We start from the raw sequence: 26,152 nt of genomic DNA, 5'->3' as shown, positions 1-26,152 counted from the left end.
TCCGCGACGCCCCTTACGCCGGCAGTCCCTGCCAGCCGTGGATGCCGACATAGAGGCCGACGGCGATGATGAGGAGGCTGGAGACGTAGGGAGCGCGACGGGCAACCGTCGAAAACCAGCTCCAGCGCGACGTGGCGTGGCGTACGCTGAGCGCAGCGATCGCCCCGACGGTCACCAGCGTGATTGCAAGGCCGATGGAAAAGCACATAACCAGCACGAAGCCGAGCGTGAACTCCTTGAGCTGCAGGCAGAGAAGCAGAACCGTGATGGCGGCCGGGCACGGGATGAGACCTCCGGTCAGACCGAACAGAACGATCTGCCATGTGGTCACCTTGCGGTCGGCGAACCGGCGACGAATGTCGTTGGCATGCGCCATTTCATGGGCATCCTGATACCCGTCCGTCGCCACGTCTAGCCCCTGCATCTCGGCGTGGTCATGGTCGTGGCCTTCCGTGAAGGACAGGTCGTAATCATGGGTATGGTTGCCGTGGCCAAGGCTCAGGCTTGCGACGAACGCGTGCGGCTCGGGAATGTCTGTGGTCGACTGCAGATATCCGCCCTGATCGGCAAAGACGAAGGCCTGCCGCGATCCATCCGGGCGCTGCGTCGTGACGACGACATCGGACGCCGTCCAGCCGTGGCCGCGCTCGGTGCGAAAACGCCAGACAGGCGCAACGCCGTCTTCGAAGATTTCGAGCGTGACGATGCCGTGCCCGGTATCGACCCGCCTGATGTCACCGTGACCTGCGGCATGCCCCTGTGCTGAACCGTGGTCATGGGCGCCGTGATGGGCGCCGTGATGGCCGTCGTGGCCATGGCCACCGTGGTGGCCGTGATGACCGTCATGCCCATGCGAGCCATCATGCCCGTGGGCGGCAGCGGCCTTTCCCATCTGCTGATCCTGCCATGTTCGCCACAGCATCCAGAGTGCGATCGAAATGATGACCGCGGCGGAAACAAGCTGGAAATAGGGCTCGGAAGCCTCGGCATCCATGCCCTGCCAGAGATACATGCCCGCAAAGGCGATGCCCCAGACGATGATCGTGTGCGAGATCGTCGCGGCAAGACCCAGCAGCACCGCCTGGGTGACCGTGCCCCTCACCGCGACGATGAAGGCTGCCATCATCGTCTTCGAATGGCTCGGCTCCAAGCCGTGCAAGGCCCCAAGCAGGATGGCGCTTGGAACAAACAGCCAGGCATGGGCAGATCCCTGCTGCAGGAGGTCGGCAAAATCAGGCATGGAAATATCTCACGGGTATTTAGGTCTCAAAGGTATTTGGTGATCGACTTGAACTCGTCGATGGAGTGGCGCTTCTCCCGATCGAGCGCGCCGATCGTGTCTTCGAGACAGTGGTCCAGATGGTCCTGGATCAGGGTGCGCTTGGCATTGGTGATCGCCTTTTCCACCGCATGCAGCTGCTGGGCGATGTCGAGACACGGCCTGCCGCCCTCGATCATGGCGATCACACTTTTGAGATGTCCCTCAGCCCGTTTCAGCCGCTTGACGATTTCGGGATGACTTTCGTGGACGTGATCGTGTTCTGTCATGCGATAATCCTATCCCCCTGGAGGGGATAAGGCAAGTATCTTCAGAACTGCTTTCATACGAGTTCCTCCAGCTCTCTGGGTGGAGGCTGCGAGCGTTGTGCCGTTAGCCTGGCTTACGACCGCCGGGCTTCCAGACGTCTTTTGTCACGCTGGATATATTCGAAACCCATCTCTGTCAGTCGGAACTGGCGTTTCTGGAACTCGCCGCGGATGGTGATGAAGCCCTGCTCTTCGGCTTCGCTCAGCGTCTTCAGGCTGGTGCCCTTGGGCGGAGACTGCCATTCGAGGCCGTTGGCGCTGTGAAGCAATACCATGATCTTGATGATTGTCGTGTCTCCCGGCCAATGCGTTCAGGCCAGACGAATAGCTTTTCGCACGATCCCCTGCAATGACCGATGTTCATGCAGGAATGTCGGGCCCGTGTTGCCAAATTTGCAATGGACTTGACGGCTGCGGTCTGCCAAAAGCGCGAAAGGACGCGACTGCCGTTATCTTTAGAACGGGGTCGGGTGGCCGATTGACGTCACGTCGCTGCCGCGAGATCACGCTGGCCGTCCTTTTGATTTCCCAGTTTTCCCAGCATTCAATCTACGACCTTGGTTGTGACTGCGAACCTTTTGTCATGAAAAAAGGTCCTGCGGCTTTCACCGAGGACCTCTGATCAGGCTCGATCAGACGGGGGTAAGACCCGTCCAACCGCTACCGTCATTGTTTAATCAGCAACCGGTACCCTGGGCAGTTTCGCCCGTCAGGTTCGGCAGGTTGCCGGAGTTTGCAGCATCGCCTGGCTCACCGCCCGGTGCGCAGCCTGCGCGGCTACCGTAGGCGCCGGTCGAACCGACTGCCGAGCCCGGGGTAACGCTGCCTGTCGAATAGGGGTCTACAGTACCCGATGCGGCTGGCTTCGGCGGGATGTTGCCGCCGGCACCGCTCATGTTCTGCTGGACGTCCGCGCGGTTGGCCGAACCGTTCATATCATAGCTCGTCTGCGCAAATGCTGCAGAGGATAGGCCAAACGAAAGTGCGGCAACAACTGTCAATGTCTTGATCATTTTTGAATTCCTTTTCGTATCCCTACCGGGTGTTAACCGGCCGGGCACAAATTGGTTTCATCTCAAATTCCCGTGAGGAACCGCGCTTTTATGGAACCCGTTTGTCGATGAGCGACTGCGCATTGCGCGCTTCGCGTCGCAGCCAGCGACGGTTGGCGACCTCGGGCAGATCGTGCGCTTTGGGGATGCGCTTGGTCTTCCAGCGGCGCAGGATCAAAAATCCGAGCGTGCCAATACCGGCAAGCAAGACAACGGCCAGCAGGATCATCGGGGTCTGGTCGACCATGGCGGGGTTCTCCGTAGCAAGGGTTTCATCTTTCTGACCGAACCAACTCGACGCCGGCTCGAGAGTTCCCTTGCTTGGTTGCAACTACAACCAGCCGGACTTCCGGAACCGGTAGAAAAGGATGCTGCAGAGAAGGACGATCGCAATCAGCACAGCGGGATAGCCGTATTCGGTCTTCAGTTCCGGCATGTTCTCGAAATTCATGCCGTAGATACCGGCGATGGCCGTCGGTACCGCAAGAATGGCGGCCCAGGCGGCCAGCTGCCTGGTGATGACGCCCTGGCGCTGCTGTTCCAGAAGGTTCGAGGCTTCAAAGACCGAGGTGATGACTTCGCGAAGTCCGCCCACCATACCTTCGACCCTTCGGATATGATCGAGCACGTCGCGGAAGAACGGCTTGGCGTCCCGGTCGAGGCAGGGAAGGTCGAGATTGACGAGCTTGCCCGCCACTTCCGACATCGGGCCCAGGATACGCCCGAACAGGATCAGCTGACGGCGCAGGCGGAAGAGACGGCGGATCTGCTCGCGTTCGAGAAAGTTCGCGAGCATCTTCTGCTCCATTTCCAGCACCTTGTCCTCGATCGTTTGCACCAGCGGCAGATAGCCGTCGGCGATGAAATCGATGATCCCGTGCAGGACGTAGTCAGGCCCCTTGGAGAGCAGCTGCGGCGAGGCTTCGAGCTGTGCCCGGATGGCGGCATGGTTGCGGGCCGAGCCGTGCCGGACGGTGATGATGTGGCGCCTTCCGACGAAAATCGCCGTCTCGCCATACTTGAATTTCTCGCCTTCCAGATGGGCGGTCTTTGCCACCACGAACAGCTGTTCGCCATAGGCTTCCACCTTGGGCACCTGATGGGCGTTGATGGCGTCTTCGACCGCGAGAGGGTGCAGCTCATAGGTTTCGGCCAGCGCATGCAGCTCGTCCGGTGACGGCTCGTGCAGGCCGATCCAGACGAAATCCTGACCGGACAGTCTCGGCGCCGGCCCATCGACAGGCACCGCCTCGGCACGTTTTCCGTTGCGGTACACATAGGAAGCGACAACTGTCATGGTATGCTCTGCGATGGAGTATGGTCTGCGATGCCGATAACGTACTAGGCCTTGGCCCGTTCCGGCGAATAACCCGCGTCACGGATCGCTTGCGCGGCCTTTGCCTCGTCGCCACCCACCATCACCGTATGCGTGACAAGATCGATCGACACGGGTGCATCCGGCAGCGCTTCGGCGAGAGCGTTTCGCAGGGTCTTTTCGCAGTGGCCGCAGGTCATGTCCGGCACGGTGAAGATCACGGTCATCTCAGGTCTCCTTCTTCAATCTGTATGCGCCGGTGACGCGGAACCGGCAAGGTCGTCAAGGATCGGGCAGTCGGGACGGTCGTTTCCGCCGCAGCAATGGGCAAGGTGCTTCAATGTCTTGACCATGCCCTGCATCTCCGCGATGCGCCGCTCCAGATCGTCGATATGAGTGGTGGCGATGTCCTTGACGGCGGCGCTCTCGCGGCTGCGGTCCTGCCACAGTTTCAAGAGCGCCTGCGTTTCCTCGAGCGAAAACCCCAGCGAGCGGGCGCGCTTGATGAAGCGCAGCACATGCACCTGATCGCCGCCATAGGTCCGGTAATTGTTGCCGGTGCGGGCGGCCGGCGTAATCAGGCCGATCTCCTCGTAATAGCGGATCATCTTGGCCGAAACGCCGGATGCCTGTGCGGCCTCGCCGATATTCACGCTCTCTCTCCCAGTGCGACGGTTTTCAATCGCAGCGCATTGCCAAGCACGAACGTGCTCGACAGCGCCATGGCGGCAGCGCCCAGCATCGGCGAAAGCGTCAATCCGAGCAAGGGATAGAACAGACCGGCGGCGAGCGGGATCAGCGCCACGTTATAGCCGAACGCCCAGAACAGGTTCTGCCTGATATTGCGCATCGTTTCCCGGCTGATGGCAATCGCCGACACCACGCCGGTCAGATCGCCGCCGACCAGCACCACATCGGCGCTCTCGATCGCCACATCCGTACCGGTGCCGATGGCAATGCCGACATCCGCATGCGCCAGCGCCGGCGCATCGTTGATGCCGTCGCCGACAAAGGCGATCCGGCGTGCCCGGGGTGAAGTCGCCTGTGGCGAGGACACGGCGGCGGAACCGCTCCCCTTCCGCAGGTCATCCAGCGCCTTCACCTTGCCCTCGGGCAGAACCTCGGCAACGACCGTATCGATCCCCACCTGGGCTGCAATCGCTTGTGCGGTGCGACGGTTGTCGCCGGTCACCATGGCAACCTCGATGCCCATCGCCCGCAGCGTCTTGATGGCCTGAACGCTCGACGGCTTCAGCGGATCGGCAACGGCAATCACCGCCGCCAGACGACCGTCTATCGCGGTATAGAGCGGCGACTTGCCCTCGCCGGCCAACCGGGCGGCCGTCTGTTCCAGTGGTGCGACCGAAATGGCGAGCTTGTCCATGAACCTGTCGGCGCCGACCGAAATGTCCCGGCCATCGACGCGGGCACTGATGCCGTAGCCGGTGACGGAGCGGAAATCCTCGGTCTCGGCCAAGACCAGACCCTTCGCCTCCGCCGCCTTGACGATCGCATCCGCAATCGGGTGTTCGGAGCGACGCTCGACGGCGGCGGTGAGGCGCAGAACCTCGTCTTCCGATAACCCGTCCACGACATCCAGATCCGTCAGCTGCGGCCGTCCCATCGTGACCGTGCCGGTCTTGTCGAACACGACGAGATCCACATCCGACAGCGCCTGCAGCGCATCGCCCTTGCGGAAGAGCACGCCGATGCCCGCCGCCCTGCCCGCCCCGACGACGATCGAGACCGGGACGGCGAGACCCATGGCGCAGGGGCAGGCAATGATCAGCACCGCCACCGCCGCCACCAGCGCATGCGACAGCCGCGGCTCCGGTCCCACCAGGAACCAGACGACGAATGTAACGACCGCCAGAAGCATCACGGCCGGCACGAACCACGCAGTCACCTTGTCCACCAGCGTCTGAATCGGCAGCTTGGCGCCCTGCGCCTGTTCCACCAGCCGGATGATGCCGGCAAGCGCCGTATCGCGGCCGACCTTTTCGGCGCGGAAACGGAAGGAGCCGGTGCGGTTGACCGTTCCGGCGGTGACAAATGCACCCGCCATCTTCTCGACCGGCAGCGGCTCACCTGTGATCATCGATTCATCAACATTCGATTGCCCGTCGATCACGGTGCCATCAACCGGCAGACGTTCGCCGGGACGGATCACGACGATATCGCCGACCACGACCTCGGACGAGGGAATATCGACGACCGCCCCGCTCCGTTCAACCCGCGCGGTTTTCGCCTGCAGACCGGCCAGTTTCTCGATTGCCTCGCCGGTGCGGCCTGTGGCACGCGCCTCCAGCAGGCGGCCGAACAGGATCAGCGTCACGATGACGGCGGCCGCTTCATAATAGACAAAACGCGCGCTTTCCGGCAGCAGTCCCGGCGCGAATGTCGCAAATACCGAATAGCCATAGGCGGCCAGAACGCCCACTGCGACCAGCGAATTCATCTCCGGATGGCCCCGCAACAGGGCCGGCAGACCAAGCTTCAGGAACCGCAGACCCGGTCCGAAAATCACCACCGTTGCCAGCACGAAGTAGAGGTAGTTCAGGTTCTGCGTGTCGATGACTCCCATCAGCCAGTGATGGAACGGCGCGTAGACGTGGCCCGTCATCTCCAGCACGAACAGCGGCAACGTCAGCATTGCCGCAATGGCGAGATCACGCTTCAGGACACCGGCTTCACCGCCATGCATGTGGGCGTGGTCGTGGGCGGCGTTTTCATGCGTTGGATGCGGATCCTCGGCTTGAGAATGGGCGGCTCCAGTATGATCAGCATGGGTATGACCAGCCTGCGCGCTCGTCTCCGCATGCTTCAACGCCGGGTGATGATCAGAGCCCGCGTCAAAACCCGCTTCCCGCAGCGCAAGATCCATCGCGCCGTCGGGGATCTCGTAGCCCATCTTGCGGACAGCCGCCTCCAGCGTCTCCGGATCAAACCCCGCGCCCGTCTCGACCGTGAGCTTCTTCGTTGCAAAGTTGACAGCGCTTTTCTCGACGCCCGCCACTTTTGCAGCCGCGGTTTCCACCCGGCGCACGCAGGAGGCACAGGTCATGCCCTCGACGGGCACGGTGATCGGTTCGTGGCGATGGATGGGGGGCACAGTCTGGTTCATGGGTCGCGATCCTCTTCGCAACCGCATGTAGGGCTTCCCATCATGGGAAGGTCAAGGGCCGGGCTGTTTTTTCACGAGGGTTGTTCTTCGCGTCATCTACCTAGCCCCGCCGTGCGTCGCCGACATGCAGTGGCCAGTCGATCAGATAGTCCTCGAAATCCTCGACATCGACCTCTTCTTCGCTGATCGTGCGGCCGCGGGCCGAGATGCCGGCCTGGTGGACCGTTTCCGGATCGCCTGAGAGCAGCGGGTGCCACCAGTAGAGATCGTGGCCGTCGCGCACCAGGCGGTAGCCGCAGGTCGGCGGCAGCCAGGGGATTTCGTCCACTTGGGCCGGCGTCAGCTGGATGCATTCCGGAACGGTCGCCTGGCGGTTGGGATAGTCCTTGCACTGGCAGCTCGTGCCGTCGAGAAGCCGGCAGGCAACCGAGGTGAAAGCCACCTCGCCCGTGTCGTAATCCTCGAGCTTGTTGAGACAGCAGAGCCCGCAGCCATCGCACAGGCTTTCCCACTCCTGCTGGGACAGATCCTCAAGCGTCTTGGTTTTCCAGAATGCGTCTTCCATCATCATATCTGTCGCGGATGGGGACCAATTTTCCCCTGCCGCCTTTACCCTGTTGCGGATTCTCTATCGCGCATAAACCTTTTGTCAGCTAATGCTGAATAACGGTGAGACGCTCATGCCTTTGATCCCTCCGGGGGGTCGGCGTCAAGCGTTTCTCATCGGGCGATGGGGGAAATGGGGCAGGAACTTCCAGTGCAGGACCATCCGAAATCACCGGTTAAGCAAGAGCGCTCCGGCTCCTCGCGCAAGAAGCGCCACATCCTCCTGCGGATCGACAGCTGGATCGATTCCACTGTCTGGAACCTCGGTTTCCGGGCCGGCGAAGTCTGGGAAGAGATCACCATCTTCTTCCGGCGGTTCCGCGTTACAGGCTTGAAAAAGCTTGGTTTCGAGCTTGCCGGCGAGGCTATGACGCTCGGCACGGTCGGTTGCGTTGCGCTTCTGGCGCTTGCCCAGCCAGCCTTTGAAGAAACCAAGGAAGACTGGCGCAACCGGGGCGATTTCGCCGTCACCTTTCTCGACCGCTACGGCAACGTCATCGGCCATCGCGGCATCATCCATGAAGGCTCGGTTCCGATCGAGCAACTGCCCGACCACCTGATCAAGGCGGTGCTGGCGACCGAGGACCGCCGCTTCTTCGATCACTACGGGATCGACTTCATCGGCCTCGGCCGCGCGCTTTCCGAAAACGCCAAGGCCGGCGGCGTCGTCCAGGGCGGATCGACTCTCACCCAGCAGCTGGCGAAGAACCTGTTCCTCACCAACGAACGGTCGATCGAGCGCAAGATCAAGGAAGCGTTTCTGGCCATGTGGCTGGAGGCGAACCTTTCGAAGAAAGAGATCCTGTCGCTCTATCTCGACCGCGCCTATATGGGCGGCGGCACGTTCGGGGCAGCCGCGGCAAGCCAGTTCTATTTCGGCAAGAACATTACCGAAGTCAGCCTTGCGGAAAGCGCGATGCTGGCCGGCCTGTTCAAGGCACCGGCGAAATATGCGCCGCATGTGAACCTGCCGGCTGCGCGCGCCCGCGCCAACGACGTTCTGTCCAACCTTGTACAGTCAGGCCTGATGTCGGAGGGCCAGGTGATCGCGGCACGCCGCACGCCGGCAACCGCGATCGACCGCGCCGAGGTCAAGTCGCCAGACTATTTCCTCGACTGGGCCTTCGACGAGGTGCAGCGGCTGGCCAAGGCCGGCAAGATCCGCGAGCATTCGATGGTGGTCAGGACCACGATCGACATGGGCCTGCAGCAGGCAGCCGATGCCGCGATGGAAACCAGCCTTCGCGAATACGGCGACAGCTTCAAGGTGAAGCAGGGCGCCATGGTGATGATCGAAAACGGCGGCGGCGTGCGCGCCATGGTCGGCGGCCGCGACTATGGCGAGAGCCAGTTCAACCGTGCCACCAAGGCGCTGAGACAACCGGGCTCGTCATTCAAGCTCTATACCTACTCCGCCGCGATGGAGCACGGATACAAGCCGGAGTCGGTGATTTCAGACGCTCCGATCACCTGGCGGGGCTGGTCGCCGCAAAATTACGGTCGCTCCTACAAGGGCAAGGTGACCCTGATGAGCGCCATGCAGCAATCGCTCAATACGGTGCCTGTCCGGCTTGCCAAGGATGTGCTCGGCACCGACGTCATCGTCAACACCGCAAAGGCTTTTGGTGTCGAGACGCCGCTCAGAAGCGACAAGACGATCCCGCTCGGAACGTCCGAGGTAACGGTACTCGACCAGGCCACCGCCTATGCGGTGATGCCGGCCGGCGGCGTGCAATCGCATCGCCACGGGATCGAGCAGGTTCTGGGCTACGGCGGCAACATTCTCTACGATTTCGGCCGCGACGAGGCGCCGGCGAAGCGGGTTCTGTCCGAACAGGCGACCTCATCGATGAACCGCATCCTGACGACGATCCCCTATCAGGGCACGGCGCGACGCGCGGCACTCGATGGCGGCATCGTCACCGGCGGCAAGACCGGCACTTCGCAGAGCTATCGCGACGCCTGGTTTATCGGCTTTACCGGCAATTACACGACGGCGGTGTGGTTCGGAAACGACGACTTCACCTCGATGAACAACATGACCGGCGGCTCGCTTCCGGCGATGACCTTCAAGGTGCTGATGGACTACGCCCATCAGGGGATCGAGCTGAAACCAATTCCCGGCATCGAAAACCCACTGCCGAACGGCGACCACAAGAGCGACAAGAAGAGCCAGGAAATTGCGAAAGCGAAGGAAGGCGAGAATGCCCTGCCGCCGCTGCAGAGACCGCGCTCGCTTTCGGCCGAAGCCACCAGAACGCTCAAGCAGATCGGCAAGGCGCTGTCCGAGGCTCCACCGCTTACAGCGGGCGGCCCCAAGGTCGCCGATGCCGGCAAGCCAGCTGTCGACGGACAGGCAACCTCTATTCAGGGTGACAAGGTCCAGGGCGCCGCTACCCAAAGCGACAAGGCGTCGGTGCCGGAAGCCGGTCCCGTGACGGGCTCGATATCGACCCGGCATCAGCCGAAACAGTCGACGGCAAAGGTGACGCCGATCAATCTGGAAGTGCGGCGCTAGGTGGGTTGAGCGTCAGGCAGCGCGCGGGGTGATCCGCTCGAGCTCATCTCCGAGTTCGCGGCGGCGGCGAAGAAGCTCGTAATCAGCCTGCAGGCCGAGAAAGACGCCTTCCGACATGCCGAAATAGCGTGCCAGACGGAGATCCGTATCGGCTGTGATCGAGCGCTTGCCAAGCACGATCTCGTTGATGCGCCGGGGTGGAACACCGACGGCACGGGCAAGCCCGTTCTGGCTAAGCTGCATCGGCTTTAAGAAATCCTCCAGAAGAATCTCGCCGGGATGCGGGTTCGGCAGCCATTCAGCATCAGCCTTGGTAATTGACGATTTCAACATGCTCAGGCCTCCATCAGTTCAGACGAAATCTATTCACTATTTCCGTTCGATGGGGATCGTTACTTCCATCTCGACACTGCAGGCCGGGCCGGATCGATCGGCATAGATTTCAATATGCCGCGCGAGGCCCTTTCCCCTTCCCGCCAAACAATGCTAACCCTTCGCGAACGCTCCAAAAAGACACAAAGCCAATCCCGTGTTCCGTATCCCCTTCCTCATCGCCGTTGCACTTGCCATCGCATTCGGCGGCGGGATCTGGTCGACCCGGCTGGCGCTTGATGCGACGACCGGGTTCGGGGCGCTCCGGATCGGGCCTTGGGAGGCGTTTCCGCAGGCGCAGACGGCCGATGCAGACCCTTATGCCAAATCGCACCGGGCCAATGCCGGAAAGCTTCTCTATGCCAGCGCCGAAGGCCTGACCTTTACCGCGACGACCGACATGACAGGCGAGCGGCTTGTGGCAAGCTGCTCCTACAGGATCCGGGGTCATACGCCGCAGGCACGGTTCTGGACGCTGTTTGCGCAGGCGCCCGGGGCTGCTTCACCCTCGCTGTCGTCGGATTTGCCGCAGGCGCTCAATTCGCGCATCACGCTGCGCCAGCCGAATGGCGAGTTCGAAATCACCGCATCGCCGACGGCCAAGTCCGGCAACTGGCTGGCTCTCACACAAAGCGGGGACTTCAGGCTCGTCCTCACCCTGTTCGACACGCCGACTGCGGGCAGTTCCGGACTGATCGACCTTGCCATGCCGCTCATTGAAAAGATCGGATGCGGCCCATGATCCGGCGGTTTTTCACAGGTCTGGCGTTTGCTGTCGCGTCAGGACTGGTCGGGGCAGCACTGCTGCATTTGATCATCGTGCTGGCACTGCCGCATTTTTCGGAAAACGATGCCTATACGCGGGTGCTGAAGGAAGGCGAAACGCAACGGTTCTACCGACTGACCGAAACGGCGGACCGGGCCGGTCTTTCCAAGGACGATCCCTTCGTGGAGACCGCGGTCTGCGGTTTTGACGTATCGGAAGGCCCGGTCAGGCTGACGGCTGAAAATACCGGCCTGCCGTTCTGGTCGCTCGGGATCTATGACGGGGCGTCCAACGAGGTGTTCAGCATCAACGACCGAACGTCGCCGGGCGGCATGCTGGATGTGGTGATCGCGACACCGACGCAGATGACGATGCTGCGCAAAAGCCTGCCCACCGGCATCAGCCAGTCGATCCTTGTCGAGAGCCAGTCGGGCGAAGGCTATGCAGTGCTGCGGGCGCTGACGCCGCAGGCGAGTTTTTCTGAGGCAGCCACACAGTTCCTGAAGGACGCGGATTGTGGCGCGTTCCAGTGGCGCGGCAGAAGCCGCTTCTAGGTCCGTTTCGTACCGGCCTACTCGGCGCGGACGGCGTGGTTTTCGGCCTTGCGGTCCATCCGGTCGTCGAAACGCTCGTAGCGCACGCCGGTAAACAGCACCACTTCGCCGGGATCGGCCTCGCCGATGCGGATCTGCGGCTTGCGGCCATGCTGGTCACGCCATTTGTTCAGTATCACGATCTCTGCCATGCTCGTCTCCGTGACTTTACGAATTCGAGACGGATGAAGACGAAGATATCTCACCCTGCCCTTTCGGGGCTGACGCGACCTGCCTGATACGGCAGGAACATCCGCGTCCTTCTCGTCAGAGCGCCCAATCGCGGCGCAGCGACATTACCTTAGAAAAGCGACCTCACGGTCGTTATGCGAGCCTTCGGGCCATCTACCCCGTTTAACGGGCTTTCAGGGTGCCCCGTCGCTTATCAAACCGGATGCTACGCAGCGGTTACAGACCAATACAGCCAGACGTGGATTAACAGTGAGTTAATTCTAATATGGCAGTTGATATCGACGTATGCTGGTATCAGGCTGATGAACGCCAAAACGGCATCTTTGTTCACCGCGTCATTCAAACTTCACAGTCTTCGAACGGCACGATTTTGTCGTTTTCGAACGGTCATCGGTGCGCCAAAACGAGCCGCTTTCACTGACCGTTAACCCTCAAAGCGTTAGCATCTGGTAAACCAAGGCGAAACCGACGGGTGCGGCGCGAGAGACAGCTGCATCCGGCGGAATATGCTCCGGGGAGTTCCCCAGGCACAGGTAGATGAGATGCACCGGGGCGCGTGTTTACCCCGGCGGCATCACGCGTTTCGGACATGTATTGCGTAGATGAGAGTTGCCCGTGACCAACGAGTTTCGAGACCTTGAGAGGCCACAAGCCATGCGAAAAAAGGATGTGGTGTTGATGGCCACCGTCACGAGCTTCGAAAGCCTGTCGCGTCCTTCCCGCTCCGAACTGAGACAGTTCGCCGAGCTGTTCGCACCGCTGTTTGCCGCCTCTTCGGAAGAAGCCCGCCGCGATGCGGTGGCAGCCCTTTCGCAATCACCCGCCATTCCGCCGGCCGTCGCCTTTTTTATCGGAAGCCAGCCGATCGCGGTCGCCGCACCCTTCCTGATTGCCTCGCCCTGCCTTTCCAACGATGCGCTGATCACCATCGCCCGCAGCCAGGGCGTCAACCACGCCCGCGCGATCGCCAAGCGCGAAAGCCTGTCGCCGATCGTCATCGATGCGCTGGTCGGCATGCGCTATGATACGATCGCAAGGCCGATCACCGAACGGCGCGAGCTTCCCGCTGCCGCGATCGAGGCCATGTCGACCGTGGTCGAACCCCCGGCAGACACGCCGGTCGAAACCCCAAAGGCCGAAGACGACTTTCTGCTGCCCGAGGAAGCCCGGGCTGCGCGCGAAGAGGAGCTGCGCCGCCGCATCAAGCTTCTGGCCGGCCATATGGAACGCCAGAGCGACGACCGGCAGGGTCTGCGGCAGCTCAGCGAAACGCATGCCGCCCTTCTGGTCCGATTTGCCCGTGCCCGCGAGGCGACGCTGTTTGCCGGCGTTCTGGCAGACGCGCTGTCGGCCAGCCGCTGGCTCGCACAACGGATCATGCTCGATATCTCCGGCCAGCAGCTGGCGACGACGCTCAAGGGTCTGTTCATGGACGAAGCGGAAGCCGTCTTCGTGCTGGAAAGGTTCTACGGTCACCTCGCACACGAACAGCTTGACGGTGCAAGCCGGGCGACGGCCATGTGGCTGGTTCTCGATATCGACGAATGCGGACGAAGGCTCGAAGCCTGGCGCCGGGCCGACGGCTATACTTATGCGGAGCGACCGGTTGCGCAACCCGTCGAGGCCCCTGCCCCCCACGCGACCGAAGAGGCCGAGCGGCCATTCCGTACATCGGCCAGCATGAGACGCGCCGGCCGCGGCCGGTAAGGCCTATCGAGCATCGGCGCTGACGACCTCGATCAGGTCGCCGATCTCGTCCACCTCGATCTCGACCACCCAGAGATCCGGGTCGAAGCGCTTTTCGCGAACGATCGTCTCGCGCACCGTATCGGGCTCTGCCCGCACCAGACGCCGTTCGAACTTGCGCCCGCCATCGTCCTCGTCGTCAAAGAAGTTTTGCGGTGCCGGCGCATAAAGCGTTTCGGTGCCATCGCGAAAGCGTTGGCGGATGAAGATGGCACCAGCCTCCTCGGCACCCTTTTTCTCAACCGCTGCGTAGTCGCCCATGGCAAAGACGCGGCGGGTCAGGGCGGAGACAAATATGTGGGTTTTAAGGCGCATTGCAGCGTCATAGCGGCTGCGGACGGCATCGTTAAGCGAAAATAATCAAAAGAAAGTGAGGGTAAAGGCTTGGCAACCCTTTCCTTTTGGCATCGCTGTCATATTTCCCACCCCACTACCGCATTTTTGCCAAAAAGGAGTGGGCCTTGAGCGTTCTTATCAGCATTCTGATCACCTTCCTCGTGATCGTCCTCGTACTTTATCTTGTCGCGCGCCTGCCGCTCGAAGCACGGATCAAGCAGATCATCCAGGTTATCGTGCTGATCATCGGCATCATCGCGCTGCTGAAGTATCTGGCCGTATTCTAACAACCGACCCGGCGCGCTTGCGGCTTCAGGCTTAGAGCGCGCCGATCGCCTTCAGTTTCTTCAAGACCGCTTCGCTTGGTTCACCGGTCTCCGGCAAGCGGTAATGCTTTTCGAAACGGCGTATCGCCGCCTTCGTCTGTGCACCGGCAACCCCATCCACTTCGACATCCGAATAGGCAATGTTCTGCAGCCCACGCTGGATCTGCAGCACGAGCTTCGGCGCCGGGATATCCGCCGTCATGACGGCGTTCGACTTCGCGACCGCAGGCGACGGACGCAATCCGCCAGTCGGAATATCCGCGGGCGGGATGCGGATCTGGCCCGACCGCGAACCTGCGGTTTCGGACGAGCGGATCGCCGCCGCCACCGGGTCTTCACTCTTCAGACTGATATTTTCGGCTGGCCGGTTCGCAGGCACGGTCTTCGGCTGCGCCATCGGCTTTGGCTGCACGCGGGCCGTCTCGTCAGCCGCGGGTTTTGCAACGACTGATGGCTGGGGTACGGGGACATGCACGGCAGCGCTCGAGGGCGAGCCGGTCGAGGGCTTGCGTTCCGCCTTCAGCGCCGCCAGCAGATCGCTGCCGGCCTCGCCGGATTGCGGCAGCCCCATGCGCTGCTGATACAGCACGATGGCCGACTGGGTGCGCGGACCGGTAACGCCGTCATCGGCCCCGTCATAGAGACCGCGCTTCGTCAGCTCACGCTGGATTTCGGCAACCAGCTCACGATCCTCGTCGGAACCGGGGACCGGCGGTGCTGCGGTGATGAGCGTCGTGATCGGATCGACAGCGGGAGCCTGCATGGGTGCCGGCATTGGAGCCGGTTGGACAGTGGTCTGCTCGGCAGGCTGTTCGACCGGTTCGATGACGGGCTTGGCATCGCCGGACCGTTCGATGCGGAACGTGGTGACGTCTTCTGCCGGCATGCGCTTGTAGGGCCGGTAGCCGGCGATGGCGTTCGGGTCTTTCGGATCGCGTGTGGCAAGGAAGGGCGACGGATGTCCGCCCGGCTGATACCAGAGCGCATTGGCGGCGACGAAACTGAACAGAACGACAAAGCCTGCCGCGCCCAACACAGGACGCGGATGGCGTGTCAGGACGCCGCCCACGACGCCACCAACAATTCCCCCCGTCGCGGTCACCGCGCGAAGGGCAAGCGCCGGCCGTTTTGCCGGTTTGCGCCTCTCAGGCGATTTTCGCTTTCGCGGGGCCATCGGTAAAATCCTCTTCGTCCATCATGGTCGTAAGTATTTCGGGGGCGATGTGGGCTTGCTGCCTATTCGTGCCTGGCTTGTTGGATATCATGAGGCGCGGCGGAAATTCCACCCTCTCCTCACCGTCATCCACGGCTGCGCCTTCGATGCCGGATCCATCGGCTGGCAGGGCGATCGTGACGACGGTCCCCTCGCCGAGACGGCTTTCGATCGTGAAGCGGCCGCCGTGCAGGGCGATCAGGCCCTTGACCAGCGACAGGCCGAGGCCCGTGCCTTCATACTGGCGGCTCAAATCGTTTTCGATCTGCGTAAACGGCTGGCCAATCGTCGCAAGCTTGTCTGCGGCGATGCCGATACCGGTATCGCTGACCGTGATCACCAGCTTGCCGGCCACAACGGTGGCATCGATCGATACGACGCCGCCAGCCGGCGTGAACTTGATGGCGTTGCCGGCAAGGTTGATCAGGACCTGCTGCAGCGCGCGACGGTCGGCCACCACTTCGGCAAGGTTGCGGTTGGTGCGCGCCGTCAGCGTGACGCCCTTTTCGCGAGCCGAGTGATCGAGCATCGCACGGCAGGCTTCGACCGCTTCGCTGATATGGAAGGGTTCGGCGAGCAGCTCGTAACGGCCGGCCTCGATCTTCGACATGTCGAGCATGGTTGTGACGACCGACAGGAGGTGGCCGCCCGACTGGCGGATGAGGCCGACATATTCACGCTGGCGGTCATTGGCGAGCTTGCCGAAATATTCGCCGGCCAGAACATCGGAAAAGCCGAGGATCGCATTGAGCGGGGTGCGCAGCTCGTGGCTGACGGCGGCGAGGAAGCGCGACTTCGCCTCATGGGCCGACTGCGCCTCGATCGTGCGATTTTCGGCTTCGACCCGCAGGCGCTCTTCGGCACTGCGATCGAGCGCCTGGACGAAGATCTGGACCAGATCGCCTTCGCCGTCGCGGATGGCCGACATGTCGAACGACATATGCAGGAACTGCCGGCCGCCGACGGCGCTGAAGGGACGTTCGACACGGATGTCGACGATTGCGTTGCGGCCACCCTGGCGCAGCGTATCGACGGCCTGAAGAAGCGCCAGACGATCGGACACATGGACGATTTCGGCCAGCATTTCGCCAAGGCCGGCTTTGAGCTTGTCCGGAAACGCGGCGTGGTCGCGACCGCCAAGCTTGACCACCCGTCCCTGCGGATCGACGATGAGGGCGAGGCCGGGGCAGGCATGAAAGGCGATATCATCGACGGCTGGCGCGTTGGCGACCGGCCGGGCGACATTGCGGGGCCATGCAAAGGCAAGCGCTGCGAGAATCAGGAAGAGCGCCGAAACGACGGTTGCGCCAAGCGGCAGAGCCAGTGCCGGCTTCATAAAGACGGAGAGAAGAGCCGGCACGGCAACGAAGGCGACGCCACCGCAAAAGGCAAGCCGGCGCAGCGACGCGACGGCCGCGGCAGAGACGGTTTCGCCCTCGCCGATGCGTCGCAGCCAACGGGATGCAGCCCCGTCAACCAGCAGAACCGCCCTCTCGGCAATGTCACTCAATACGCGCACGCAAAACCTACTCAGTCTCATATTCGAGGCTTCACAATAGGGCTCGTGCGCTTAAGGAAACTATAAAGACAGGCTTCCGCAGCCCCGTCCAGGGCCCCGTTTTCCGGCTTTGGCACACATCCACGGCTTGTTTTCTGATTGTGGTTAACAGGGCGTAAGCGTCGGAATTGGTTTGATTTTTCCTGATACATTAACCATTGGGGCAGATCCGCGGACCGACAACCCTTGGCGCGTAGGCGGGCCGCCCCATTTATGCTTAATCCGGTTTGTTAAAATTGTCCGGAAGCATCCGTCCACCCCGCCGCCCGAGCAAGGAAAGGTCGTATTTTAATCGAATTTGCCGAAAACCCGAGCGAACCCGTCAAAGCGATGTTCGCTCCCCGCGGCTAGATTGACGCCAAGACCGGAACAGGCAAGCCAGACGACTGGAGCTTAGCCGGCACGCCCGAAAACGGGCAAAACAGGTGGACCAAGACGATGTGGTTTCTGATCAAGGGAAGTGTGTTCTTCGCAGCCGTTCTGGTGGTGCTGTCCTATTTCAGCGCCGAGCCGGCCTCCGATGACGCCAACATTTCGCCGCTCCAGGTGGCCGATGCGGTGTCTGCCGCAAGCGGCGCCTATCAGTATATCAGTGCGATCTGCAGCGAACGTCCCGAAGTCTGCGAGAAGGGCGCCGACACGCTTGCCGTGCTTGGTGTCCGCGCCAAGGAAGGTGCCCGTGTCGCCTACGAGCTTCTCGACAAGCAGTTCGGCGACGGCCAGCCGAAGCTTGCCATGAAGGCCGACCCAGAAGCCACCCCGATGCCATCAGGTTCGCTTTCCGACATCAGCATCGAGACCCCCCGCGGCGAGCAGGTTGCGACCGGCACGATCCCCCGCAACATTCCGGTGCCGATCAAGCGCCCGACGCTCTGACCGCTTCTCCAACGAATTTCAAAGCTTGCACCGGGTCTCGTGCCACGGTTCCCGGTGCCGGACTGCCTTAACTCTCATCAGCCTGTTGCTGACGCCGTGAGGACCAACATCCTCACGGCGATTTTTTGCTTTAATCGAGGCCCGGACCGCCTATATGAAGGCGCAAACGGGACCGCACGCCATGGCCAGCATCGAACAGATCATCGACGATTTCGCCTATCTCGAAGAGTGGGAGGATCGCTATCGCTATGTGATCGAGCTCGGCAAGGCCATGCCCGACCTTTCCGACGACAAGAAGACTGCGGAAAACAAGGTACAGGGCTGTGCCAGCCAGGTCTGGGTCGTCAGCCACGGCAGCGATGACAGCGCCGACCCCGTAATGACGTTCGAGGGCGACAGCGATGCGCATATCGTGCGCGGGCTCGTCGCGATCGTGCTGTCGGTCTATTCCGGCAAGCATGCGTCTGAAATCGCCTCCACGGATGCCATCGAGGTGTTCGACAAGATTGGCCTTGTGGAGCATCTTTCGGCACAGCGCGCGAATGGCCTGCGCTCGATGGTCAAGCGCATCCGTCAGGAAGCGGTGAAAATGCAGGCCGCCTGATCAAGACACGGATTTCCGGTATTAACCCTGTCGCACGATAGTAGTCCCGCTCACTCGGACGTGAAGGACTGCCGATCCTCGTTGTTATACTAATGCTCTACTCGCTTGTTTAAAAGCAACCACAGGGCAGCAGGATGCAGGACCAGGCAAACCGTATCGCATACCTGGACGGATGGCGCGGCATCGCGATCCTGTTCGTGATCGCCGACCATTTCTCAGGCGGGCTCCTGCCCTTCGGTTCACTCGGCGTCGAACTCTTCTTCGTCTTGAGCGGACGGCTGATGGCCGATATTCTGCTCGTCCGCAAGACCGACATTCCGACCTTCTTCCAGCGTCGGTTCTCCCGCATCTATCCGGCGCTCCTGGTGTTTGCCACGGCGATGCTCGCCGTCTCCGTCGTCGGCGGGCTTGCGGGCGCGCCGCTGCATCTCCTGCTGGAGCCTTCCGCCTTTCTTGCGGCGATCACCTTCACCACGAACTATTACGAGGCCTGGACCCACACGTCGTCGGTGCTGGGGCATGTCTGGTCGCTGTCGGTCGAGGAACACAGTTATGTTCTGCTCGCCCTTCTCGTCGTCGTCGTCATCCGCAATGCGAGGGCTGCGGCTTTCGTCAGCCTGGCAATTGCCATCGCCGCAATGGCAAACGGTGCGATCCGCACCAGTCTTGCCGAACCGGGCGCCATGAGCGTGTACTGGCTGAGCGATGTGCGGATGGCCTCGATCTTTGCATCGGTGGCGCTGTTCGTGCTCATCGACAAGGTTCGCGTCCCGGCTGCAGCTCCCATTGTCGCCGCCATCCTGGGTCTGTCGCTGTGGATCCTGCCGGCGCCGGATATGGCCCGCTATACGGTCGGGACTCTGCTTCTCGCCTTTGCCATCAACACGATCGATTTGGCGCCAAAGGCAGCGCTCGGCGCCCTGTCGTTCCAGCCGCTCGCCATGATCGGCATCTGGTCCTATTCGCTCTATCTGTGGAAGCAGCCCTTCTACAAGGTGGCCGAGATCGCTCCCTGGTGGGCGACGCCTATCCTTGTCGCCGCGATGTTTGTGGCAACGCTTGTGAGCTTCTACGGGGTGGAGCAGCCGGCCCGGAAATACATCAACGGCCTCAACCTGTTTCGCAGGCGCCAAGCCATAGCTGTGGTCTGACGTCGTCAGAGGATCGGCCGGTAATCGTCTGCTCCCCAACTGTGGCTGCGGCGGCGGGGATCCGGCCGCGGCGGATCGTAGTGCCGGCCGAGAGCAAGAAGTGCGGTGCGCAGCATCAGCTTGGCGGAGCGTGCCGGCCATTGCCGCTCCCGTTCGACCAGTTCCAGCCCTTTCGAAAAGCAGCAGACGTCGACGGCGACGCCCGACAGTTCCGGTCCCATCGCCTCCACGGCCGCACCAAACCGGCGTCGTGCGTCGATGGCGCTGCCGGCCACATCCGCCTGCCCGCCGCGGCCGCCATCAGCACGGCTGGACAGGCGCGGCTCCCACGAGGCGGTGATCTTCGGCTGCAACTGGCCGCGGGTGAAATCGGCAAGCAGCCGCTCGCCCGCCTCGACGGCGGCTGATGGCAGGAAGGCCGACCCGTCCCTGTCCTTCAGCCTTGCGACAGTGCCGAGCGGCGATTCGGCGAGATTGCGGCGGACCCGTCTGGCGTGTGCCCTCCACCACCAGCCCGACCTGTTCGATCTCGCCATGCTGAGCGGCAAACCCCTCCTCCTCCCGCTCCACCATCACCCGGCGCAGATAGGACATGGCCTCAGCCGACGCCGAAAGCCGGCCATCCTGCTGGACAGCAAGGCCGAGCGACACGGCCTGGTGCACGAGGTCGCGACCATGCGCCGTCTCGACATCCGAGATCGCGCCGTCGTTTTTCAAAAGCTGGCGCAGCAAGCGCACAAGACGCAGACGCTCTTTGCTCTTTTCATCCTTCATCGACCCGTCTCCTCTTTCAGCTTCAGCCCTCATCCGCTTCACCGAAGACGGAGGTGACCATCCGTTCGACGGCGGAAACGAAATCGTCAAAGGCCGGGTTGTCGCGACGGTCCTCGACCAGATGGCAGGCATGGGCGACGGTCGAGCGCTCCCGGCCGAAGCTTGCGGCGATGTCATCGACCGAGATCGACAGCGCCACGTGGCAGACATACATGGCGATCTGGCGGGAATGGGCGGCAAGCCTTCGGCGGTCGCGCCGGACCATGACCCGGTCTCCGAAGAGGAACACCATTTCGGAGACGAGCTGAAACACGATCAGGCATGTGGGTTTCGGCTTTCGACCGATTCGAAGCGTTACCCCGGAAGGCGCGGATGCGCCGGCGGCCATCCGTGCGGTGGAACGGCCGGAAACGCTGAGGCTGGGCGAAACGGGTATTGCCCCGGCGGACGGTTCGGCAGGCATGACAGCTCCTCCACTTCTAGGAATTAATTCACATACGGTAGCGGAGGAAGAGACGGATGGAAATACGAAATGCACCCTAGAGGCCGCCATCCGAGCTAAGCATCAGGAATCTAATTATGATTTTTTTCCTATCTCTAGACAACAAAAAACCGGGCATGCGCCCGGTTCTCTTGATTGGCAGTGTTACAACTGCCGTCTGTCAGAGGCTGATCAAGCCTTGGCGCGCTTGCGGCGCTGGCCGAGGCCCATTTCCTTTGCAAGACGCGAGCGGGCTTCCGCATAGGCGGGAGCGACCATCGGATAGTCGGACGGCAGGCCCCACTTTTCGCGGTATTCTTCCGGCGTCATGTTGTAATGGGTCATGAGGTGTCGCTTCAGCGACTTGAACTTCATGCCGTCTTCCAGGCAGATCAGGTAATCGTCCTCGATGGACTTCTTGATCGGGACCGGCGGCTTCGGCTTTTCAACCACGGCCACGACGGGCGTCGGCGATGCCGTGCCACTCAGTGCCGTATGAACGTCGGCAATCAGTCCTGAAAGGTCGCCGACCGGAACGACGTGGTTGCTCACATAGGCAGCCACGATATCTGCTGTCAGTTCCACCAGCAGGTCCGGGCCTTTGCCCAATGCGATTTCTGTCATTTTCGTCTCCTGTTCGTAATTCGCGGACGGTTGCGAGAGCCGACCAACACCCGCATCCTGCAGAACCACGATGGCATTCCACTGCCCGCGCACTGTCCGAAGACTGAAACCTACCCCTAAGTTTCGCGCGCAAAGCCGATCATAAATACCACCGGACATTGTTTACTTCGGACAATTCCCGCATAGGCACACAATTCTGAGACGTATTGTGCGTTTTACACGAGAAATAATCCGCAAGAGAACAATTTCAGGGTTCTACTGCACCTGAATTAGCATCCGGACCCCCAAAATCCAACTGCGAAATCTAGTAATGCCGATCGAATTCTGATGGTAAAGCCGGGGGAAGACCTGATAACTGATAGTGTATCGAAAAAAGACGCCTTTATGACGGGCTTATAGCTCGAATTGCGGCCTCTATATTGATTCTTCGTGCGCTTTCATCTCATCGTGGAGCGAATGTTCGCTCATCGGATAGCCGGCGCGGCGGGCAGCGACGGCCAGAAGATGCGCCGAAACCGGGGCCGTCAGGACGAAGAACAGAAAGCCTGCAATTGCGCGGGCAAGGACCGGCAGATCCTCGGCATAGACCCCGACAGCGAGCAGCAGCAGACCCGAACCGACCGTGCCGGCCTTCGAGGCTGCGTGCATGCGGGTATAGAGATCCGGCAGCCGGTTGATGCCGATTGCGGCAATCAGCGAAAAGCAGGCGCCGGCAAGGACGAGGACGGAGACGACAAGCGAAACGACGAGATCCATCAGCGTTTCCTCCTTTGCACGCGTGTCTTGCCGGATGTCGCTGGATCTTTCGCGGCATCGGTGACGCGCGGCATGATGAAGCGGGCAAAGGCGACGGTCGACAGGAAGCCGACGAGGCCGAGCGCGATGGCAATATCGATATAGAGGTTGAAGCCGGTTCGGATGGCAATCAGCGCGATAAAGCCGATGACGATGCCGACCAGCATGTCGAGGGCAAGCACACGGTCCGGCAGCGTCGGCCCCGCCACCACCCGCCGGATGGTCAACAGGAACGCGACCGACAGGACCGCCATGGCAATCCAGGTGGAGACAGACAGGATCGTCGCGGCCAGGGACGGATCGGACACGGTCATTCGAATGCCTCCAGGATCTTGCGCTCGAAACCGTCAGCGATTTCCCGCTTGGTCGCGTCGATATCGGAGGCGTCAAGCGCGTGCACGAAGAGGAACTTGCGGTCGGCCGAAACATCCACCGACAGGGTGCCCGGCGTGAGCGTGATGAGGTTGGCAAGCAGCGTGATCTCGAAATCGCGGCTGACCGTCAATGGAAAGGCGAAAATTCCGGGTTTGACGTCGAGCCTCGGCCTCGTGACAAGGACCGCGACCTTCCAGGCCGACATCGCCAGTTCCCTGATAAACAGGACGAGGAGCGAGAGCATCCGGCCTATCCGCATCTTACGGCTGGCGCGGTCGATCTCGCCACGCACGACCCAGAGCGCGAGCGCTGCGACGGCAAAGCCGAACACAAGGTTGAGGATGGTGGCGCTGCCCGTGATCGCCACCCAGATGACGGCAAAGACGCAAGCGCGGATGAATGACGTCATCTTATGCCTCCCGACGGCAGGGCGTCCGGAAAGACCGAACGGATATAGGCGGACGGGCCGGCAAGTCCCTCGGCGGCCGATTGCGTCAGCGACAGAAGATGTTCCGGAAACAGGCCGAACCCGGCGGCCAGGAGAACAAGCGCGCCAAGCGGTAGCGAAAGACGCCAGTCGCCGCGAACTGCGGTCTGTCGCTCAAGGCCGGCTTCCGGTTCGAGCCCCTGCCGCCAGTAGGCGAGAAGCACGATCCGGCCAAGCGTGAGGGTGACGAGAAAGGAAGAGACGAGAATGGCGGCGGCAAGCCACCATGCGTTGATGTCCATCGCGGCTTTCAGAAGCATGATCTTCGGCCACAGACCCGACAGCGGCGGCAGGCCGGCGACGGCGAGGAACACAAGAAGTGACACCGCCGTGAAACCCGGCGACGACCGGTAGAGCCCGCCGAGCGTATGCAGCGACCAGCGGTTTGCTTGGTTTTCGTCCCCGGAAAGCAGGCTTGCGCGGCGGGCCGCCTCGCCGACCACGAGATAGAGCGCCGTCATCGCCACCATCGAATGCAGCGCATAAAAGATGGCGCCGGAAATGGCGGCCGGAGACCCGATCGCCACGCCCGCCAGCATGTTGCCGATGCCGGCGATGACAAGGTAGCCGGCAAGTTTGCGGATATCGCTCTGCGCCAGCGCACCCAGGGCACCCGTTATCAGTGTCAGAATGGCGAGTGTGGCAATGGCGGGGCTCAGCACCTCTCGCTCCACCGGCAGAAGCATGACCGTGACGCGGATCAGCGCGTAGATGCCAACCTTGGTGAGGAGCGCGCCGAACAGCGCCGACACGACGATGCGCGGCGTGTGATAGGAGGCGGGCAGCCAGAAGTTGAGCGGAAAGGCTGCCGCCTTCATGGCAAAGGCAAAGGTAAACAGCGCCGTCAGCGTGACGAGCGGTGCCGTGCCCGAGAGGTCGCCGGCCTTCAGCGCAATATCGGCCATGTTGAGCGTGCCGAACAGCGAATAAAGATACCCGACCGAGATCAGGAACAGCGTCGTGGCGATCAGGTTCAGGACCGCGTATTTGAGCGCGCCATCGATCTGTTCGGGTCGTGATCCCAGGATCAGAAGGCCGAACGAGGAAATCAGCAGGACCTCGAACCAGACATAGAGGTTGAAGATGTCGCCGGTGAGGAAGGCACCCGAGACGCCCGCCATCAGCAGCATCAGGAAGGGATAAAAACCGTAGCGCCGTCCGGAGCCATCGATATCCCTGAGCGCGAAGATGCCGGCGGCGAGTGCCACAAGCGAGGCCGTCAGTGCCATCGTGGCACCGAACAGATCGGCCGTGAAGGCGATGCCGAACGGTGGCAGCCAGCGGCCCATGACCATCGTCACCGGGCCGTTTTCGATCACCCGCAAAAGCAGGCTTCCATTGACGAGGACGAGCAGAAGCAGCGCTGCAATGGCGATCCCGCCGTGGAGGCGGACGGACTTGCGCACCATCAGGAGGACTGCGCCGGCGCCGATCATCAGCACGACGGGCAGGATCACCAGCCAGTCGCCGAGCGGCGGCGGTGTGAGGACCAGGGCGGCTGCGAGATCAACGGGGGATGTTGCGGGGGATGCCATCAAACGTCCTCAATATCCCATCGGCGGCGATGGTTCGTCGCGGGGTTCCGCCAGTCGCATCTCGTCGGAATTGTCGCTGCCGAGATCCTGAAAAGCGCGGTAGGTGAGCACGAGGAGAAAAGCGAAGAACGAAAACGAAATCACGATAGCCGTCAGGATCAGCGCCTGCGGCAGCGGGTTGGCGGCGGTATGGGACAGCGTGTCTGCGCCCGCCGGAATGATCGCCGGGACCGAGCGCGTCAGGCCGCCGGCGGTAAACAGCAGCAGGTTGACGCCATTGCCGAGCAGCACGACGCCAAGGAGAATACGGACGGTGAATTTCGACAGCATGAGATAGATCGCGGCCGAAAAGAAGAGGCCGATCAGGATCGCGAGCGGCGTTTCCATCAGCGTTTTCCTCCCGATTTGCGGCGCTTCTTCTTTGTCACCGGATCTGGCGCGCCCTCTCTTGCGGACGCAGCCGTTTCGGCGCGCCGCGACGTCGTGCCGCGCAGTGCCGGAGCGGGAAACTCAGGACCGGGTTCCTGTTCCAGCGCCAGCACGATCGAGGTGATGGCGCCGAGCACGACGAGGTAAACGCCGAGATCGAAGGATATGACCGTCGACAGCGGAATGTCCGTGCCGAACAGGCTCGGCGTGATCCACAGCCCGGTCATGAAGGGCACGCCGGCAAAGATCGACACGAGGCCCGACAGCATGGCGATCAGAAGGCCCGCCCCGGCGATTGCCATCGGATGAAAGCGCAAGGCCCGGCGCACCGCACCGGTGCCGAATGCAATCCCGTAGATCGCCAGACCCGACACAGCGATCAGACCGCCGATAAATCCGCCGCCCGGCTCGTTATGGCCGCGCAACAGAACAAAGACCGAAAAGAGCAGCGTCAGTGCAGTGACGACCGGCGCGACGGTGCGAAGAATGATGGTGTTCATGGCAGGGCCACCTGTTCGAAGCTTTCTGTCACCCGCCGCTCGTTCCTGTGGTTCAGACTTGCCGTATTCCCGTGGCCCAGCCGTCCAGCACGACTGCGCTTCACCCTGCCAGCGCGACGTTGCTCCACACTCCCCTCATTCCTGTGCTCGTCACAGGCATCCAGCGCACCCAAGTCCTTGGGTGCGGGAGAGGTGGTCGCGCGAGACGCGTCATTCA

30 protein-coding genes and 2 pseudogenes are annotated in these 26,152 nt (G+C 61.9%); 8 read left to right on the top strand and 24 right to left on the bottom strand.

Translation table 11 applies throughout. From position 1 onward, the window contains the following. Window positions 1–13: 13 nt before the first annotated feature. From ASF70_RS11050 to ASF70_RS11005, 10 genes are all read right to left on the bottom strand, one after another. Entirely contained in the window at window positions 14–1,240 is a 1,227-nt protein-coding gene (locus ASF70_RS11050; RefSeq protein WP_062579674.1) for a nickel/cobalt efflux transporter, read from the bottom strand. A gap of 26 nt (window positions 1,241–1,266) precedes the next feature. Further along, complete coding sequence (locus tag ASF70_RS11045; protein ID WP_062453466.1) at window positions 1,267–1,548, bottom strand: metal-sensing transcriptional repressor; 282 nt, start codon at window positions 1,546–1,548, stop codon at window positions 1,267–1,269. Between the two features lie 113 nt (window positions 1,549–1,661). Continuing rightward, entirely contained in the window at window positions 1,662–1,862 is a 201-nt protein-coding gene (locus ASF70_RS11040) for a hypothetical protein (RefSeq protein WP_062453467.1), read from the bottom strand. A 402-nt stretch (window positions 1,863–2,264) separates the two neighbouring features. Further along, window positions 2,265–2,600, bottom strand: coding sequence for a hypothetical protein (locus ASF70_RS11035; RefSeq protein ID WP_062453468.1), 336 nt, complete (start codon window positions 2,598–2,600; stop codon window positions 2,265–2,267). 88 nt (window positions 2,601–2,688) lie between these two features. After that, window positions 2,689–2,886: a hypothetical protein gene (locus tag ASF70_RS11030; protein ID WP_062453469.1), complete on the bottom strand. Its 198-nt coding sequence runs from the start codon at window positions 2,884–2,886 to the stop codon at window positions 2,689–2,691. Between the two features lie 84 nt (window positions 2,887–2,970). Next, entirely contained in the window at window positions 2,971–3,936 is a 966-nt protein-coding gene (locus ASF70_RS11025; protein WP_062579672.1) for a magnesium and cobalt transport protein CorA, read from the bottom strand. Between the two features lie 44 nt (window positions 3,937–3,980). Beyond that, window positions 3,981–4,181: a heavy-metal-associated domain-containing protein gene (locus tag ASF70_RS11020; protein ID WP_062453471.1), complete on the bottom strand. Its 201-nt coding sequence runs from the start codon at window positions 4,179–4,181 to the stop codon at window positions 3,981–3,983. Window positions 4,182–4,196: 15 nt separating this feature from the next. Then, window positions 4,197–4,607 (bottom strand): Cu(I)-responsive transcriptional regulator, encoded by a 411-nt coding sequence (gene cueR / locus ASF70_RS11015; RefSeq protein ID WP_062453472.1) that lies wholly within the window; start codon window positions 4,605–4,607, stop codon window positions 4,197–4,199. Continuing rightward, window positions 4,604–7,078, bottom strand: coding sequence for a heavy metal translocating P-type ATPase (locus ASF70_RS11010; protein ID WP_062579670.1), 2,475 nt, complete (start codon window positions 7,076–7,078; stop codon window positions 4,604–4,606). The genes cueR and ASF70_RS11010 overlap by 4 nt, the downstream gene beginning before the upstream one ends. A 100-nt stretch (window positions 7,079–7,178) precedes the next feature. Then, window positions 7,179–7,646 carry a YcgN family cysteine cluster protein gene (locus ASF70_RS11005; protein WP_062454773.1) on the bottom strand — a complete coding sequence of 156 codons (468 nt, stop codon included), beginning with the start codon at window positions 7,644–7,646 and terminating at the stop codon, window positions 7,179–7,181. 189 nt (window positions 7,647–7,835) lie between these two features. On the opposite strand from ASF70_RS11005, the pseudogene ASF70_RS11000 reads away from it, so the two are divergent. Continuing rightward, a pseudogene (locus ASF70_RS11000) lies at window positions 7,836–9,986 on the top strand (transglycosylase domain-containing protein); the annotation flags it as partial. 228 nt (window positions 9,987–10,214) lie between these two features. Here ASF70_RS11000 and ASF70_RS10995 read toward each other — a convergent pair. After that, the gene (locus ASF70_RS10995; protein ID WP_062579668.1) at window positions 10,215–10,535 is read right to left on the bottom strand and encodes a HigA family addiction module antitoxin; all 321 of its coding nucleotides are present in this window, start codon (window positions 10,533–10,535) and stop codon (window positions 10,215–10,217) included. A gap of 196 nt (window positions 10,536–10,731) precedes the next feature. Here ASF70_RS10995 and ASF70_RS10990 point away from each other — a divergent pair, with 196 nt between their 5' ends. Together ASF70_RS10990 and ASF70_RS10985 are read left to right on the top strand one after the other, a co-directional pair. Continuing rightward, window positions 10,732–11,316, top strand: a complete 585-nt coding sequence (locus tag ASF70_RS10990) for a DUF1214 domain-containing protein (RefSeq protein WP_062579666.1) — start codon at window positions 10,732–10,734, stop codon at window positions 11,314–11,316. Next, a complete protein-coding gene (locus ASF70_RS10985) occupies window positions 11,313–11,894 on the top strand; it encodes a DUF1254 domain-containing protein (protein ID WP_062580208.1) in 582 nt (193 codons plus the stop codon). Before ASF70_RS10990 ends, ASF70_RS10985 begins: the two co-directional genes overlap by 4 nt. 17 nt (window positions 11,895–11,911) lie before the next feature. On the opposite strand, the gene ASF70_RS23960 is transcribed toward ASF70_RS10985, so the two are convergent. After that, window positions 11,912–12,085 (bottom strand): hypothetical protein, encoded by a 174-nt coding sequence (locus ASF70_RS23960; protein WP_156461810.1) that lies wholly within the window; start codon window positions 12,083–12,085, stop codon window positions 11,912–11,914. 655 nt (window positions 12,086–12,740) lie between these two features. Here ASF70_RS23960 and ASF70_RS10980 point away from each other — a divergent pair. Beyond that, window positions 12,741–13,832, top strand: a complete 1,092-nt coding sequence (locus tag ASF70_RS10980) for a DUF2336 domain-containing protein (protein ID WP_200943537.1) — start codon at window positions 12,741–12,743, stop codon at window positions 13,830–13,832. A 3-nt stretch (window positions 13,833–13,835) separates the two neighbouring features. On the opposite strand, the gene ASF70_RS10975 is transcribed toward ASF70_RS10980, so the two are convergent. Further along, window positions 13,836–14,186 carry a DUF1491 family protein gene (locus tag ASF70_RS10975; protein WP_062579664.1) on the bottom strand — a complete coding sequence of 117 codons (351 nt, stop codon included), beginning with the start codon at window positions 14,184–14,186 and terminating at the stop codon, window positions 13,836–13,838. Between the two features lie 146 nt (window positions 14,187–14,332). Between ASF70_RS10975 and ASF70_RS24330 the strand changes: the two genes are divergently transcribed. After that, window positions 14,333–14,494 carry a Thivi_2564 family membrane protein gene (locus ASF70_RS24330; protein WP_092662461.1) on the top strand — a complete coding sequence of 54 codons (162 nt, stop codon included), beginning with the start codon at window positions 14,333–14,335 and terminating at the stop codon, window positions 14,492–14,494. Window positions 14,495–14,525: 31 nt separating this feature from the next. Here ASF70_RS24330 and ASF70_RS10970 read toward each other — a convergent pair whose 3' ends face one another. Further along, window positions 14,526–15,707 (bottom strand): peptidoglycan-binding protein, encoded by a 1,182-nt coding sequence (locus ASF70_RS10970; protein ID WP_062579662.1) that lies wholly within the window; start codon window positions 15,705–15,707, stop codon window positions 14,526–14,528. Then, window positions 15,679–17,265, bottom strand: coding sequence for a HAMP domain-containing sensor histidine kinase (locus ASF70_RS10965; RefSeq protein ID WP_244474009.1), 1,587 nt, complete (start codon window positions 17,263–17,265; stop codon window positions 15,679–15,681). Before ASF70_RS10965 ends, ASF70_RS10970 begins: the two co-directional genes overlap by 29 nt. 477 nt (window positions 17,266–17,742) lie before the next feature. Here ASF70_RS10965 and ASF70_RS10960 point away from each other — a divergent pair, with 477 nt between their 5' ends. From ASF70_RS10960 to ASF70_RS10950, 3 genes are all read left to right on the top strand, one after another. After that, a complete protein-coding gene (locus ASF70_RS10960; RefSeq protein WP_062453479.1) occupies window positions 17,743–18,180 on the top strand; it encodes a DUF5330 domain-containing protein in 438 nt (145 codons plus the stop codon). Window positions 18,181–18,361: 181 nt separating this feature from the next. Beyond that, entirely contained in the window at window positions 18,362–18,784 is a 423-nt protein-coding gene (locus ASF70_RS10955; protein ID WP_062579654.1) for a SufE family protein, read from the top strand. 134 nt (window positions 18,785–18,918) lie between these two features. Beyond that, window positions 18,919–19,935, top strand: coding sequence for an acyltransferase (locus ASF70_RS10950; protein WP_062579652.1), 1,017 nt, complete (start codon window positions 18,919–18,921; stop codon window positions 19,933–19,935). Between the two features lie 5 nt (window positions 19,936–19,940). On the opposite strand, the gene ASF70_RS10945 is transcribed toward ASF70_RS10950, so the two are convergent. From ASF70_RS10945 to ASF70_RS10900, 9 genes and pseudogenes are all read right to left on the bottom strand, one after another. Beyond that, entirely contained in the window at window positions 19,941–20,471 is a 531-nt protein-coding gene (locus ASF70_RS10945) for a DUF6456 domain-containing protein (protein WP_200943536.1), read from the bottom strand. Between the two features lie 260 nt (window positions 20,472–20,731). After that, window positions 20,732–21,172, bottom strand: coding sequence for a helix-turn-helix domain-containing protein (locus tag ASF70_RS24610; RefSeq protein WP_082471862.1), 441 nt, complete (start codon window positions 21,170–21,172; stop codon window positions 20,732–20,734). 210 nt (window positions 21,173–21,382) lie between these two features. After that, a complete protein-coding gene (locus ASF70_RS10930) occupies window positions 21,383–21,814 on the bottom strand; it encodes a MucR family transcriptional regulator (RefSeq protein ID WP_062453483.1) in 432 nt (143 codons plus the stop codon). Between the two features lie 414 nt (window positions 21,815–22,228). After that, window positions 22,229–22,573 (bottom strand): monovalent cation/H(+) antiporter subunit G, encoded by a 345-nt coding sequence (gene mnhG / locus ASF70_RS10925; RefSeq protein ID WP_244474029.1) that lies wholly within the window; start codon window positions 22,571–22,573, stop codon window positions 22,229–22,231. Continuing rightward, window positions 22,570–22,923 (bottom strand): cation:proton antiporter, encoded by a 354-nt coding sequence (locus ASF70_RS10920; protein ID WP_062579644.1) that lies wholly within the window; start codon window positions 22,921–22,923, stop codon window positions 22,570–22,572. The genes mnhG and ASF70_RS10920 overlap by 4 nt, the downstream gene beginning before the upstream one ends. Further along, window positions 22,920–23,393, bottom strand: a complete 474-nt coding sequence (locus ASF70_RS10915) for a Na+/H+ antiporter subunit E (RefSeq protein WP_062453485.1) — start codon at window positions 23,391–23,393, stop codon at window positions 22,920–22,922. The genes ASF70_RS10920 and ASF70_RS10915 overlap by 4 nt, the downstream gene beginning before the upstream one ends. Further along, the gene (locus ASF70_RS10910) at window positions 23,390–25,006 is read right to left on the bottom strand and encodes a Na+/H+ antiporter subunit D (protein ID WP_062579642.1); all 1,617 of its coding nucleotides are present in this window, start codon (window positions 25,004–25,006) and stop codon (window positions 23,390–23,392) included. The genes ASF70_RS10915 and ASF70_RS10910 overlap by 4 nt, the downstream gene beginning before the upstream one ends. 9 nt (window positions 25,007–25,015) lie before the next feature. Continuing rightward, window positions 25,016–25,393 (bottom strand): Na+/H+ antiporter subunit C, encoded by a 378-nt coding sequence (locus tag ASF70_RS10905; RefSeq protein ID WP_062453487.1) that lies wholly within the window; start codon window positions 25,391–25,393, stop codon window positions 25,016–25,018. Window positions 25,394–25,527: 134 nt separating this feature from the next. Beyond that, window positions 25,528–25,935: pseudogene (locus ASF70_RS10900) on the bottom strand (Na+/H+ antiporter subunit B); the annotation flags it as partial. Window positions 25,936–26,152 lie beyond the last annotated feature (217 nt).

The organism is Rhizobium sp. Leaf321 (genome assembly GCF_001423215.1).
GTDB lineage: Bacteria > Pseudomonadota > Alphaproteobacteria > Rhizobiales > Rhizobiaceae > Neorhizobium > Neorhizobium soli.
Note: the sequence above shows the minus strand (reverse complement) of the source record. Positions and strands in the feature narration are given on the sequence as shown.